This window comes from Halopseudomonas sp. L-58 (genome assembly GCF_056859475.1).
Genome location: NZ_JBSXON010000071.1, coordinates 180,938 through 195,446, shown reverse-complemented (window position 1 = coordinate 195,446; position 14,509 = coordinate 180,938). Strand labels below are relative to the sequence as shown.

Genomic DNA, 14,509 nt, shown 5'->3' with positions numbered 1-14,509 from the left:
GTCAGACAACGTTACCCAGCTGGAAGATCGGCAGGTACATGGCGACGATCAGGCCGCCGACCAGAATACCCAGCACCGACATGATCAGCGGCTCGAGCAGGGTGGTCAGGTTGTCGACCTTGTTGTCGACCTCGGCCTCGTAGTAGTCGGCCACCTTCTCCAGCATGCCATCAAGGTTACCGGACTCTTCACCAATGCCGGTCATCTGAGTTGCGAGCGACGGAAACACCTTGGTCGCGCGCATCGAGAAGTTGAGCTGGGAGCCAGCAGACACGTCTTCCTTGATTTTCATCACCGCGTTGTAGAACACCACGTTACCGGATGCCCCTGCGACCGAGTCCAGCGCATCCACAAGCGGCACACCGGCAGCGAAGGTGGTGGCCAGAGTGCGTGCATAACGTGCCACTGCCGCCTGATAGACGATATCGCCGACGATAGGCGCCTTCAGCAGGGTGCGGTCCTCGAAATCACGGAAGGCCTTTGATCGTTGATGGGCTTGTGAGTAGGCGTAACCGATAGCAATTATCAGCACCAAGGCGACAAACCACCATGACTGCAGCCACTCGGATAGTCCGATCACAAACAGGGTAAAGGCCGGCAGTTCGGCGCCAAAGTTGGCGAACACTTCCTGAAATGCTGGCACAACCTTCAGCAGCATGACCGCCGTTACGATCACCGCCACCACAATCACCGCGATCGGGTAGGTCATGGCCTTCTTGATCTTGGCCTTGAGTGCCTCGGTCTTTTCCTTGTAGGTCGCGATGCGATCAAGCAGGGACTCCAGTCGGCCAGATTGTTCGCCCGACTCAACCAGGTTGCAAAACAGATCGTCAAAATACTTGGGGTGCTGGCGCAGGGAGTCTGCCAGTGTGTTACCGGCGGCAACGTCTGTCTTGATCTGCGTGACCAGTTTGCCAACGCTTGGGTTCTCTGCACCTTCGGCAATGATCTCAAACGCCTGAATGATGGGGACACCAGACTCCATCATGGTTGCCAGCTGGCGGGTGAAAAACGCAATATCCAGCGGCTTGATCGGTTTTGGCCGCTTGCCGAACAAGGTTGATTCGCGCTTGATTTTTGTGACCAGAATGCCCTGCTTGCGCAGCTGGGTTTTAACCAGTGCAGCGTTCTCGCCCTGAAGCACGCCGTCGATCCGGGTGCCCTTGCGATCCTTGCCCTCCCACTTGAAGGGGTAGAGTTTTTCTTCCTTGGCCTTCCTGGCGGCGGGTTTCTTTCTCAGTGTGGCTTGTTGCGCCATGACTTAATCCTTGGTCACTCGGTTGACTTCCGCCAGGCTGGTCACACCTTCTTCCGCCTTCATCAGCGCGGATTGGCGCAAGTTTCGGAAACCCTCACTCTGGGCTACGTCGGAAATCTGAATGGAGTTGCCGTCCTCCATGATGATGCGCTGCATCGCAGGAGTGATCTTGACGACCTCATAGATACCAACACGACCTTTATAACCGTCTTTACAGTTTTCGCAACCCACAGGGCCGTAAATTGTTATGCCTGCATCAATTTTTTCCGGCGTGAAACCTTCTTCCAGCAGCACCTCACGGGGCACGTCCATGGGCACCTTGCAGGACTTGCAAAGCCTTCTTGCCAAGCGCTGGGCTATGATCAGGTTGACCGAGGTGGCGATGTTGAACGAGGGCACACCCATGTTGCGCAGACGGGTCAGCGTCTCGGCGGCGCTGTTGGTGTGCAGGGTGGACATTACCAAGTGCCCGGTCTGGGCGGCCTTGATCGCGATTTCGGCGGTCTCAAGGTCGCGGATCTCGCCCACCATGATGATGTCCGGGTCCTGACGCAGGAAGGCGCGCAGCGCCTGGGCAAAATCCAGACCCTGCTTGGGGTTCACGTTGACCTGGTTGACGCCTTCCAGGTTGATTTCGACCGGATCCTCGGCGGTGGAGATGTTGCGCTCCATGGTATTGAGGATGTTCAGGCCGGTATACAGCGATACGGTTTTGCCCGAGCCGGTCGGGCCGGTAACCAGAATCATGCCCTGCGGCCTGGCAAGGGCCGCCATATACATCTGCTTCTGATCGTCTTCATAACCCAGCGCGTCGATACCCATCTTGGCGCTTTCGGAGTCGAGAATACGCAGCACCACCTTCTCGCCCCACAGCGTTGGCAGGGTATTAACCCGGAAGTCGATGGCCTTGCTTTTGGAAATCTTCAGCTTGATGCGGCCATCTTGCGGCTTGCGGCGCTCGGCCAGGTCCATGGACGACATCACCTTCAGGCGCGCAGCAATGCGCACGCCCAGCTGCACGGGAGGCTTGGCAACCTCGTGCAGCACGCCGTCGGTGCGGAAACGCACACGGTACATCTTTTCGTAGGGCTCAAAGTGCAGGTCAGATGAACCCATGCGCACGGCATCGAGCAGCATCTTGTTGACGAAGCGAACTATGGGCGCGTCGTCGGCGTCAGTGCCTCCGTCCGCACGGTCTTCATCCTTGACCGATTGAACGTCCAGCTCGTCCAGATCTGCATCGCCAATATCGCCCAAACCACCGGTTGGGCTGTCGAGGTATTTTTCGATCGCGCTCAGCAGCTTGTCATCTTCGACGATCACAGCGTCGGTCATCAGGCCGGTGTGGAACTGCACATCACTGAGGGCCTGCTGATTTGTTGGATCAGAAATGGCCAGATACAGGCGTGAGCCGCGCTTGAACAGCGGCATCACATTGTGCTGACGCACCAGCTTCTCGCTGACCAGCTCCTTGGGCTGAGCTTCCTTGTCCAGCGCGCTGAGGTCGAAGTAGGGGTAGCCGAACTCTTCAGCGCAGGTCATTGCCAGCGAGCGGGCATCTGCCAGCTTCTTCTGCACCAGATGGGTAATCAGCGGAATCTTGTCCTGACTAGCCTGCTGGCAGGCTTTTGCGGCCACGTCGGCCTGAATAAGGCCTTCCTGCACGATGCGCCGTGCGAGCCCTGAAAGAGCGGGGGTTTCCATGTGGCAATAGTCCTGAATTTCAAAAACGTCAATGCTGCAGACTATAGTACAGACACCGCCGGGATTGAACTGTCCGGGTGGGCCTGCTGTGCGTGGGTTATCAGTAAGCGACCTGCGTCGGGTGAAGTGAAGTGACAAAAAATGTCACTTTCTGTCGTGCGCTGTCTTGTCGGAGACGTCCAGAAGATTGGTATGTTGCGGTGCACGGGCCGCAATACGGCGCTTTTCCTGTTGGTCCGGTTCTTGCTTTGATCTTGGTAGCCGCATGGCTATTTCACTTAAAGGAGTAAACACATGAAAGCACAAAAGGGTTTCACCCTTATCGAACTGATGATCGTAGTTGCAATCATCGGTATTTTGGCTGCTATTGCACTGCCGGCGTATCAGGATTACACCAACCGCGCCAAGGCGTCTGAAGTCGTTCTTGCTGCCAGTAGCGCTCGCACTTGTGTGAGTGAAATGGTCCAGTCGGGCGAAACCACCTATTCTACCTGTGACTCATCCCCAAATAGTCAATATGTTGCTACCGTAACCGTAAATGCCTCCGGCATCATTCTGGCTACCGGTCAGGGGGATATGGCAGGCTTCAATATCCAACTGGCGCCGACTATTTCTAGTGGCTTTATTCAAAAATGGGAATGCACCGTGGCTCTTGGTAATCAAAATTGGGCGCCGAGTACTTGTCGCTAATCTGAGACGTTGTTTAGTCTAAGGCAGGCCTTTATCGGCCTGCCTTTTTTTTGGGAGAATATAAGAGGGTTTGTATGGGGGTTGTAATATATCTGATTTTTATGTTTCTCCCTGTATTGTGTGATTTATGGTTCTCGCGTAGCTATTGGGGTGAGGCGGTTAGTTTGGTGGAGCGATCGGCTTCTCCCTATGTGTTTTTTGCGTTTGGCTGGTATGTTTTTGTTGTGCTGTTTTTATATTTGGGGGCGTATTTTTTTTATAGGATGGTACTGCTTTCCTTATTTGGCAGGGTAGCGGCTATCCGCTCCTTTGAGGTGTTAGCTTCACTTGTCTTTGTTATATATATACACGCTGTTAGCATCTTTGTTTTTCCTGGTTCGTTTTTTAGTGGCGCTATCGGATATGTAAGTCGTCCTGACCTGATTTTTATTGTCGGCTCAGTTTTGGGTTTGTTTCTTGTTTTTTATTGGCTGTTGTTGTCAGTTAAAAATATTGTTTTGTTGGTTTTTGTTGTGGTTGCTTTTTTTGTTCCATATTTGTTTGTGCATGATGGTGGAGGTCAGAAGGCTCAAGAGCGCAAGAATGTTATATTAATTGGCGTGGACTCTTTGTCTGCGCATGCATTGGAAGATGGCCAGTCGTTGCTGCCAAATATGACAAAGCTGTGGATGGAAGGAGTATCCTTTCGGCGAGCCTATACGAATATTGGTAGAACTTACCCCGCTTGGGTCACGCTTCTCACTGGCGCAGGAATACAAAGCCACAGAGCGTATTTCAATTTGAGTGACAGAGAATGGTCGGCTAATGCTGATAGTATTCTTGTGAGTCTAAGGCGCGAAGGCTACTACAGTGTTTTGGGTATAGATGAAAGGCGTTTTAATAATATGGGGGAAGAGTTCGGTTTTGATGTCGTGGTCGGTCCTAAATTTGGTGCGCCCGACTTTGTTGTTCAAGCTCTTGTAGACAACCCGTTAGCTAATTTGCTCTTGCAGTGGAGAGGAAGTAAGTGGGTTTTACCTTGGAGCTGGATGAATGTGGCTGCTCACTCCGGATATAGGCCAGAAAAATTTGTGGACGAGGTTGTCGCTGCGTTGCCTGGTGGCGAAAAACCTGTCTTCTTGGCGGTGCACTTCGAGTCAGCACACTTTCCATTTAATGTTCGTGACAACAGTCATGTAGTTCGATCTATGGCTGACAAATATACTGCGGCGCTGTCTAGTGTAGATGTCCAAGTGGGTATGTTGTTGACCCAGTTAAAGAATCGAGGGTATCTGGATAATGCGCTTGTGGTATTTCTTTCTGATCACGGCGAGGCAATGGGGGAATATGAAGGTAGTGTTAGCTTTGGTGAGGATGTGTTTCTGGTTCAGAGCTACGGTCATGGTACGGACTTGTTAAGTGATCATCAAAATAGAATTCCGTTATCTTTTGCTACATATATTGATGGGCAAATGGTTGTTGACCAAGAAGCGCGAATGGATCACGTTTCATTGCAAGATGTTCGATCGATGGTTGAACGCTATTTGGCTAGCGGCCAAGTAAGCGTTAGCGAGGCTGCTCATCCATGCTTCTTTGTCGAGACAGGGCTGCGGATGGAAAGTGCTCGTAATTACGAAAATCTTAATCAGATTACTGTTGCAAGGGAGGCAGAGGAGTTGTACCGGCAGCGTTCCGGGATTTTGGTTTTGAAAGATTCGGCTGTAAATAGGCAGCTTGCAAAAAAGGATGTCGGATATAGATGTGCTCATAAGTTGGTTTGGTACTCTTATGAGAAGGATCGGGTTTATGGCGTTGACCTTTCGGATGTAGGGGAGGTATTGGGGCCCAGCAAAGTAACTCCGCAAGAAGAGGGATTGGTACGTTCCTATCGTCAAAATTATCTGAAAATAGCTGAGAGCGGTATGCATGACCGTTGATAGAGATAAAGTCTTTGATTTCTTATCTGTGATAATCGCCTGTTTTTTGTTGGGGTTGGCTACAGTTTGTTTCTATGGAACAGGTTGGTTGACTTATGCATTGATTTTGGCAGGTGTCCTTCTGGTGCTTTTTTTGTTATTTGAATGTGCTCCCGGAAGGGTGAATCTTGTTATTTTTATGTTTTTTACATTTATTTTTTTGTTGATGCACTTTTTTTCATGCTTGGAAGGAGAGAGTTTTCTCTCTTGGTCGCGCTCTGTCCATTTTCTTTCGGTGTTTGCATTTTTATATTTTTCCAGTCGTTTGGCGGTTGGAAAAGCAGAATCTCGCGGGTTGGTTTTTTTTATGACCGCTGCGATCCTTTTTATTCCGTTACTAAATTATCAGTCTTTGCATATTTCTGAGCTTCAGATATTTATTATTCAGTTTGTTTTTGTGTCTGTTTCTTTTTTGTTTTTGCGTGACGCTGCTTGCGACTCTCTTCCGTTTTTTGCATTTGTTTTATTTGTTTTTTTTGTCATGCTATTTTCTAATTGCATGGCCTCGGCAGTTGATGGAGTGCGCGCTTCTGGACTCAGGGTTCTTTACATGCTTGGGCATTTTATGTTTGCCTTTTCTGTCTATGGAGTACTTCGTACGTTTCGCTGGGATATTTTTTTATTTTTCCCTCCGGTTTGTCTTTCGTTGCTGGTGTGTCTGTTTTCAGTTTTATCTTTATGGTTTTCTCTAGAGTTTCCTCGGGATTACAACTGGGTAGGTGAGTCGCCATTGTTTGGTAATATAAGGCATATGGGGTATTTCCTCTGCTTTTCTACTGTCTTTTTTGTGTGTTCTCTTTTTTGGTTTAGAGTTAATTTGTTTTTTTCGTTTCTTATGTGTTTTTTAAGTTTTTCCTTGCTTTTTTGGAATGGTGGTCGAGGTGCTGTTTTGTCTGTTTTTATTGGTTCAGCTCTTGTCGCTTTTTTCGCCGGATTTCCATTTAGTAGAATTTTTGTGTTCTTGGTCGCCGTGTTGGCTTCTCTATTAGCATCCGCTCTTTTTTATGTTAACTCCCCAGGTGTTGGATGGTTGAACTGGATCGTTAGGGTTAAGGGTGCTGACTCTATGGATGCTCTCAGTTCCGGTAGGCTTGAAATATGGTCTTACATGATTCCATATATTAAAGAAAGAATTTGGTTGGGCTGGGGGGGGGATGGTTTTGCCAGCGTATGGAGAAGCTCAAATCTGGTTCAGGCTCATAACGGATTTTTCCAGCTCTTAATTGAGTGGGGGGTCCTGGTTGCCTGCGCTATAACTATCTTTATTGGGGTTTTGCTACTTAAAGGTATTAAAGCCGTGCCTCTTGCGCGGGGTGAGGCGAGGACCTATTTAGTCGTTGGTTTAAGTGTTAGTGTGTCTATGCTTACTCTTTCAATGTTTGATGGTGTTTTTTACTATGGTGCGCCTGGTACTAGTCTTGCGCTGGGGTTGGCTTTATTGTCTGCTGGTGTTTCCATTAGTAGGCTGGAGCGTTGTTCTGACTTTTCAGCTAAGTCTTAATTTATAGCTTCTACCTAAGCAGTTTCTCTGAGTTCAAGAAGTAATCTGGTGGCGGTCTGTGCTGTTGAAGATAAAACAAATGTAGTTAGGCGCTTCTAACCCTTGCCAGTATTGCAGCTTTAAAGTAATTCTCGCCGGCATCGCTATGCTTTCGCTAGGCCGAGTGTTGTCGTTTAGGCATGTTTAGAAAGCCAGCGTCCCGGTATTAACTAGGTTGCTGCGTATGTTGTCTTCAGTTGGTTTTTTCGAACGACTTTTCCCTTACGCCACAACATCCATTCCCCCGGCTCATAGGCCTGCCAGTGTTCGTTGCTGGTCAGCGGTTCGGTGGCAATGACGGAGACGACGTCGTTGGCGGTGGTGTGCTGTTTGAAGTCGACTTCCAGTTCCAGGTCGCTGAGCTGTGCCGGGCCGAACGGTGCGCGGCGGGTGATCCAGTGGAGTTTGCTGGTGCACAGGGTGAACAGCCAGTCGCCGTTGCTGAGCATCAGGTTGCAGACGCCAAGCTTGAGCAGTGGGGCGCAGCAGTCGCTGAGTGTTCGAGTCAGGTCTTCGAGCGCAGGCGGTGCGGTGTAGCGGCTTGCCAGGGTGTTGAGCAGGTGACAGAAGAGGCGTTCGCTGTCGGTGTCGCCGACGGCGGTGTAGGGCTCGGTTGACGGAGTGAAGTCGGTCAACTGGCCGTTGTGGGCAAAGGCCCAGTATTGGCCCCAGAGCTCGCGGGTGAACGGGTGGGTGTTGGCCAGGCTGACGCCGCCGACATTGGCCTGGCGGATATGGCAGATGACGTTCTCGGATTTGATCAAAAATCGCGACAAACCCCTTCCTTCAGGTAGGGGAAGGATAGCGGGGCCGGTGTAACCGGCCTTGTTTTAAATGCTGGTTGTATATACAGTTAAATCATGATCAGACGCCAGGCGTACAAGTTCCGAATCGAGCCAACCGGCGAGCAGCGGCGCAAGCTGCAGCAATTCGCCGGCATGACGCGCTTCGTTTTTAACAAAGCTTTGGCAATCCAAAAGGAGAATCATGAGGCTGGCGGGAAGTACATTCAGTACGTGCCGATGGCCAAGCTTTTGACCGCCTGGCGCAACGGAGATGAAACCCCGTGGCTGAAAGATGCCCCTGTTCATCCATTGCAGCACGCGCTCAAGCACCTCGACCGCGCCTACAAGAATTTTTTCGAGAAGAGGGCTTCATTCCCGACCTTCAAGAAACGCGGGCGCAGCGACAGCTTTAGATTCCCTGACGGCAAGCAAATCAAGCTGGATCAGCAACAGGAGAAGATCTTTCTTCCGAAGTTGGGCTGGCTGGATTACCGCCGAAGCCGAAAGGTTCAGGGCCTGGTCAAAAGCGTCACTGTCAGCCAAAAATCTGGCCACTGGTACGTTTCAATCCAGACTGAGCGCAAGGTGGCAGAGCCCTGCCACCCTGCCGCGACAGTGGTTGGGATCGACCTGGGTGTAGTTCGTTTCGCAACCCTGTGGGACGGCCAGAAAGAAACGGTTATCTGGCCGCTGTCGAGCTTCAAGCGACACGAAGTTCGCCTGGCCAAGGCTCAGCGCCAGATGTGCCGCAAAACCAAATTCAGCAACAACTGGAAGCGCGCCAAGGCTCGTGTCCAGCGGATTCATGCCCAGATTGCCAATACCCGCAACGACTTCCTGCACAAGACCTCGAACGCCATCAGCAAAAGCCACGCGATGATCGTTATCGAGGATCTGCAGGTCAAAAACATGAGTCGCTCGGCCAGCGGGAGTCCGGCTGAGCCAGGTCGTAACGTCAGAGCCAAGTCTGGTCTGAACAAGTCGATCCTGGATCAGGGCTGGGGCGAATTTGGTCGCCAGCTCGACTACAAAACCGACTGGAAAGGCGGCTGGCTGGTGGCGGTGCCACCGGCCAATACCAGTCGCGAGTGCCCGGCCTGTGGCCACATTAGCGCAGAAAACAGAAAGTCCCAGAGCGTGTTCATCTGCGTAGCCTGCGGCCATACCGAGAATGCGGATTTGGTGGCTTCGAAGAATATCCGAGGGCGTGGATTGAATAGCCCAAAGGTCAGGACAATTGGCCGGATCGCCTGTGAAGTGAGTGGTGTGGTAATGCCGCCAGCAGCAGGAACCCATCGAAGCGAGCAGCCGACTCACGTCGACTGACGCAGTAGGGAATCCCCTTCCTTTCCGGCGAAAACCGGCGCCTAACAAGGTGAGGTGGGGGAGGATGTCAACGGGTATTGCTCGATCAGACTGGCGATGGCGGAGCTGTGGCAAGGGTTGGCGTCGTGAAAGCAGCGCAGACCCTTGCCCTCATAGAAGGCGCCCTGTGGCCGCTTTAAGGAGTATTGGCAGAAGCCTGTCAGCCTTCTGGTGCGCGCTATTTTCGAGGTCGTTGCTCAGCGTTATCGGCTATCGTCATGCTCGCCCCCGATTTTCATTATCATTCCTGTTTCCGGCCTGATCAGCCCATTAAGGGTATCGAGATAGCCTTGTCGGATAGCCTCCCCACCTGCCGCTGTTCTGATTTCCATCCAGCTGCCAACCGATCGGGTCAGCGGCATCCACAGACTGGCAAACCGCTGCATTAGCTCGGCCGGGCCCAGTGCCTTGCTGCGCTGTGCCCAGTAACCGGGGGCAAAGAAGACTTCGGGCTTGGCGCCGGGCAGGTTCTTTTCCGTTTTGCGCTGATCCCAGTGCGCGGCTCCAACCAGCGAGCTGAAGGTCAGGTTGTCACCCAGGTGGGTGTGGACATCTGCCAACAGTCCCCCGTTGCCGGCGAAGTCGACAAGTACGCTCGGGATCGATACATCGAGCTGGTCGAGCTGGTCGAGCTGGTCGTAGGCGATGGTCTGATCGTAGTAGCCGAGCCCGGCGACAAAGCTGACGTTGCCGGCGGAGGTCAGGGCGACGATGCGTTGGGGCTTGCCGCCTCTGCTGGCGCGCTGGTGCTGAAGCATGAATGCCAGACCCAGCGCGGTCTTGCTGGAGGCGCTGGTCAGGATGATTTGCTCAGCGCCGAAGCAGTCATTTTCCTGCAGAAAATCATCCAGCAGGAATGAGGTCAGCAGCAACGGGCGCAGCAGCATCTGCAGCGCTTCCAGCTCCGGGCGATAGGCCGGATCGGTGGCGGTGATCTGGTACTGGTTATAGGCCAGCGCCAGGTGACTGCGGTGGTCTGCTGTGTCGGTGAAGCTGCTGGCGGTGAGGTTGCCTGGGCGCACGCGCAGCTGTCCGGCCATCGGCAGGTATCCATAGACCCGCGTGCCAACTGCAATGTCCGGGTGGCGGCTGGCGCTGACATCGGCAAACCCCCACACCGGCACCTGGCCCCAGGGGGCTTCGGCCGGGAAGAAGTCCCAGTAGCCGAATCGGTCGCCCAGCGTTGCGTAGGTGATGTTGTTTGCTGTGAAGGCGAAGTGGTCAATGTCCAGCAGCACCTCGCCGTCCTGCAGGTCTTGCTCTTGCAGTCTGGGCACCTCCTGCAGGGTGCACTCGTGGATGTTGCCTTTGTTAACCAGCAGGCGGGTGCAAGTGGTGGTCATGGTCTGGTCCGTGGGCTGTGATGTCAGACCCTAGCTTGCCGCGATAGCGCTGCACGGTCAGCGTTCAATCATCGTTCAAATGCCGCCTGATAAGAGGGCACGATTGGGGTGCTCATCGATGTCCTGCACTGCAATGATCACTTTTACGTTTTGACTCGATATCCATTCTGATTTTTTCGCTTTTCAACGGAATGCGTCTGGCATGAGGGTCACAAGAATAAGGGTGTTTAGCGTCCTATAAACGGTCGTATTTTTCTGTGACTTATTGGTCACAAAATTGCATTATCCTGTTTTGGATCAACTAAAAGCGTTCGCTGTTTGTTTATAAAGGTGGTGCGTTTTTCAATTTTGATTCGTTTTGTTGGTATCCGTGTTCAAAGCCTGATCTGTGTAGTACGTGGCGCATACACCCAATCGGTATGAGGATCTCTACCATGAAGCAGCTGACCCCGATGGACTCCCACTTTTTCTATTTTGAGGCGCCCAACCAACCCATGATGATTGGGAGCCTGTGGCTGTGCGATCAGAGCACTGCCCCTGGTGGCCTGGTGCGTCACAAGGACATCCTGCAGTACGTTTCCGATCGTTTGAACACGACTTCGTACTTTCGTCGCCGACTTGAGAAGGCGCCCTTTCAGCTTGATGACCCGTATTGGCTGGATGACGAGAATTTCGATCTGGAGTATCACGTGCGCCATGTTGGCCTGCCGCAGCCGGGTGACTGGCGGCAACTCTGCATCTTCACCGCGCGGACCATGTCGCGCAGCGTAGATATGGAGCGTGCGCCCTGGGAGATCTACATCATTGAAGGGGTCAACAACGTGGAGGGCGTTCCGCCGAACAGCTTTGCGGTGCTGATTCGGTTCCATCACGCCTATGTGGATGGCAAGGCCAGCCTTGAACTGACAACCGCAATGATGGAAGAAACCGCAGATCACGAGTATGGCCGGCGTGACCGGGTTGAAGTGGCCGAGCGGGCGCCGACCCGGCTGGAAATGTGGTCGCGCACGACGCCGCGGATGATGGGGCAGGCGTGGCGCAGCATGCGCGCCGGGCTGACCGCCGGACGCAAGAGTATCGAGCTGGCCCGCCGCTTGCGCTCCGAGGCCAAGCCGGAACAGCGTCGGGTTCCGCGTACCATCTTCAACGTACAGATATCACCCCACCGCTCCTATGGTGCGCTGACCTGGAATATTCCCGAGCTTAAACGCATGCGGCAGTTGTGCCCGGGCGCCACGCTGAATGATGTGGTTATCTCCATCATCGCCGGGGGCATGCGCCGTTATCTCTCGCATCACAACCAGTTGCCCGCCAGCGAATCGCTGGTGGCCATGTGTCCGGTTTCGGTCCGGCCAACTGAGGCGATGAAGGATTGCGGCAATCTGATTTCGGCGATGTTTATCGGCATCGGAACCGACATTGGCGAGCCCCTTGAGCGTTTGTCTGCGGTGCGCCGTCGCACGGCGCGCGGGGTGCCGCTGGCGCGCGATGTGCTGTGCGACCTCAATAACGCCGTCGGCGACATGATGCCGCCCTATGTGCGCGCCCTGGGTGCCTGGCTGCAGAACAAGTCGCGGCTGGCAAGCACGGTGCCGCTGGTCAATACCCTGATCACCAACGTGCCCGGGATTCCCGGTCTGGTGCCGCGCTATTTTGCCGGTGCGCGCATCGTCAACGTGTTTCCGCTGGCACCGGTCAGCGACGGAATGGGCATCAGCCACTGCCTGACCGGTATCTACGATGATCTTAATGTCGGGGTTCTGGCAGACCGCAATATCGTCTCGGATATGGATTTCTACATGAGCTGCATCCAGGCGTCGACAGAGGAATACCGCGCGTTGCTGGCCGAGCTGGAAAAAACCACAGCGGCCTCCATGCCCGCGCGGGTCGAAGCGCCGAAACCGGCAACCAATGAACAGGAGGAGGCCGAGCCGGATGCGGAGAAAAAACCCAAGCTGGCTGCGGCAGGCCGGGCGAAGGCTGCTGCCAGGGCGTCCGAGTCGACGGTCTCCGAAACGAAGGGCGCCAAGTCGGCAGGCGCGGCCTGACGCTGCAAGGTAACTATTGGTGAGGCGCCTGCGGGCGCCATGGGAGTGGAATATGGTGGTCAATCTCTTTCAGCGTGGCACGGGCAAGGCGCTGTTGCAGTCGATGGAAAAGGCAGAAAGCTATGAGCAATGGAGTGAGCTGGCTGCTGCCTGGGATCACGAGGAGGGACTGGACGACTGGAAGCAGGATGACGCGTGCGAGAGCTATGACTACCGTTCGATTCGTCAGCGCCTGGATGTTCTTCGCGATCTGCGTTTTCGCAAGGATTACCACCAATTGCTGTTTGTGCTTAACGAGGGCGTTCATGGCAACCTCGGTGGTATGGGCAAGCCGTCGCTGTATAACAAGGCCCGGCTTGGGACCAAGAATCTCATTACCCGCTACATCGACGAACTGTGCGGCGCGCTTAACGACCTGAACGAGGTGGATGACAAGATCATCTCGTTGGCAGAAAAGCAGGATTTCTTCCTGCGTGCTAGTCACTGTAACGGGCGGACCGCGCTGATGCTGAGTGGCGGCGCCGTACTTGGCTTCTTCCACGCCGGTGTGCTCAAGGCGCTGTTCGATCAGGGGCTGCTGCCCGAAATCATCTCCGGCAGCAGCGCCGGTTCCATCCTTGCCGCCACCGCCTGTACCCACGTTGATGAGGAGCTGCGCGAGCGGCTGAGCCTCGACAACCTGCATCATGAAGTAGAGCAAACCAGCGCGATTCGGCCGTCTCTCAGCCTATTTGGTGGCGGTCGGGCGATGGATGCCGACAACCTGCGCGACTACCTGGCCAAGATCATCCCGGACCTGACCTTTCAGGAAGCGTTTGAGCTGACCGGTCGCAAGCTCAATATCACTGTTACCGGGTTGTCGACCCAGCAGGCCCCGCGTCTGCTTAACGCCATTACCTCGCCCAACGTGCTGATTCGCTCTGCGGTTACAGCCTCATGTGCGATCTACGGCATCTACCCGCCGGTAACGCTGATGTGCCGCAACGCAGCGGGCGAGACGGTTCCCTACCTGCCGGGTATGAAATGGATCGACGGCTCCTTTGCCGATGATCTGCCCGCCAAGCGTCTAGCACGCCTTTACGGCGTCAATCACTTCATCTCCAGCATGACCAACCCGGCGGCGCTTGCCATCACGCCCGACCCGGATGCGCCGCGCAACCGGCTGCGCAATCTGGCTCATTTTCAGGCGCGCTTCCTGAAAATCGGTGCCGCCGAAGCCATGCGCTTCAGCCGCGATAACGTCCGAATCAAGTCGCCGGTGCTCAGTCTGATGCAGCATCTGACCTACGGCGTGCTGGCACAGGAATATACGGCAGATATCAATATCTTCCTGCGCAACCGCTGGGATCACCCGCTGCGGCTGCTGGCACCACCAAGCCGCGAAGCGATGCATCGCCTGATCCATGAAGGCGAGCGTTCCACCTGGGAGAAAATCGAAATGGTCCGCAACTGCACCGCCGTCAGCCGGACGCTGGATACCATCCTGCACACACGCGGTTGGGAAAAATAGGGTTACATCGCGCTGTGGCTGAGGGGGCGGCTGGTGTTGGCTTGAGCCGCCTTGGCGGAGACGCCGTTGGCTTACTCCGCCCTACATTACAGCGTCAGCCCGTAGGGCGGAGTAAGCGCAGCGTCTCCGCCGTGGTGCCCGTACTTGGCGTTGCTCACGGGCGATTGCCCTGTGCGCCGGTTTAACTGCCTTTGCCTTGCGTCGGAGCTGCAACATGCTTCGACCACATGCCGGTGGGATTTTGGTGTGAGCCGACCGCTTTTCATTCGCTGGCTGGCTGCGCACAATGTGGGCCTTGCACCGTTCGGAAT

General features: G+C 54.2%; 10 protein-coding genes. 6 read left to right on the top strand and 4 right to left on the bottom strand.

Translation table 11 applies throughout. The features are described 5' to 3' along the window. Position 1 precedes the first annotated feature (1 nt). Together AC13EY_RS13650 and pilB are read right to left on the bottom strand one after the other, a co-directional pair. Complete coding sequence (locus AC13EY_RS13650) at positions 2 to 1,258, bottom strand: type II secretion system F family protein (RefSeq protein WP_482877427.1); 1,257 nt, start codon at positions 1,256 to 1,258, stop codon at positions 2 to 4. Between the two features lie 3 nt (positions 1,259 to 1,261). Further along, complete coding sequence (pilB, locus tag AC13EY_RS13645; protein ID WP_482877426.1) at positions 1,262 to 2,962, bottom strand: type IV-A pilus assembly ATPase PilB; 1,701 nt, start codon at positions 2,960 to 2,962, stop codon at positions 1,262 to 1,264. A 294-nt stretch (positions 2,963 to 3,256) separates the two neighbouring features. On the opposite strand from pilB, the gene AC13EY_RS13640 reads away from it, so the two are divergent. The 3 genes from AC13EY_RS13640 (at position 3,257) to AC13EY_RS13630 (ending at position 7,108) form a co-directional block, all read left to right on the top strand. Continuing rightward, the gene (locus tag AC13EY_RS13640) at positions 3,257 to 3,652 is read left to right on the top strand and encodes a pilin (RefSeq protein WP_482877424.1); all 396 of its coding nucleotides are present in this window, start codon (positions 3,257 to 3,259) and stop codon (positions 3,650 to 3,652) included. Between the two features lie 74 nt (positions 3,653 to 3,726). Then, on the top strand, positions 3,727 to 5,568 hold the full coding sequence (locus tag AC13EY_RS13635; protein ID WP_482877422.1) for a sulfatase-like hydrolase/transferase: 1,842 nt from the start codon (positions 3,727 to 3,729) through the stop codon (positions 5,566 to 5,568). Continuing rightward, positions 5,558 to 7,108 carry an O-antigen ligase family protein gene (locus AC13EY_RS13630; RefSeq protein WP_482877420.1) on the top strand — a complete coding sequence of 517 codons (1,551 nt, stop codon included), beginning with the start codon at positions 5,558 to 5,560 and terminating at the stop codon, positions 7,106 to 7,108. Before AC13EY_RS13635 ends, AC13EY_RS13630 begins: the two co-directional genes overlap by 11 nt. A 209-nt stretch (positions 7,109 to 7,317) precedes the next feature. On the opposite strand, the gene AC13EY_RS13625 is transcribed toward AC13EY_RS13630, so the two are convergent. Further along, positions 7,318 to 7,923, bottom strand: a complete 606-nt coding sequence (locus tag AC13EY_RS13625; protein WP_482877418.1) for a class II glutamine amidotransferase — start codon at positions 7,921 to 7,923, stop codon at positions 7,318 to 7,320. Positions 7,924 to 8,007: 84 nt separating this feature from the next. Here AC13EY_RS13625 and AC13EY_RS13620 point away from each other — a divergent pair, with 84 nt between their 5' ends. Then, the gene (locus AC13EY_RS13620; RefSeq protein ID WP_228245826.1) at positions 8,008 to 9,258 is read left to right on the top strand and encodes an RNA-guided endonuclease InsQ/TnpB family protein; all 1,251 of its coding nucleotides are present in this window, start codon (positions 8,008 to 8,010) and stop codon (positions 9,256 to 9,258) included. A 242-nt stretch (positions 9,259 to 9,500) separates the two neighbouring features. Here AC13EY_RS13620 and AC13EY_RS13615 read toward each other — a convergent pair whose 3' ends face one another. After that, positions 9,501 to 10,640, bottom strand: a complete 1,140-nt coding sequence (locus AC13EY_RS13615) for a DUF2855 family protein (RefSeq protein ID WP_482877416.1) — start codon at positions 10,638 to 10,640, stop codon at positions 9,501 to 9,503. 434 nt (positions 10,641 to 11,074) lie between these two features. Between AC13EY_RS13615 and AC13EY_RS13610 the strand changes: the two genes are divergently transcribed. Then, positions 11,075 to 12,688 (top strand): wax ester/triacylglycerol synthase family O-acyltransferase, encoded by a 1,614-nt coding sequence (locus AC13EY_RS13610; protein WP_482877414.1) that lies wholly within the window; start codon positions 11,075 to 11,077, stop codon positions 12,686 to 12,688. Positions 12,689 to 12,740: 52 nt separating this feature from the next. After that, on the top strand, positions 12,741 to 14,198 hold the full coding sequence (locus AC13EY_RS13605; RefSeq protein ID WP_482877412.1) for a DUF3336 domain-containing protein: 1,458 nt from the start codon (positions 12,741 to 12,743) through the stop codon (positions 14,196 to 14,198). Positions 14,199 to 14,509 lie beyond the last annotated feature (311 nt).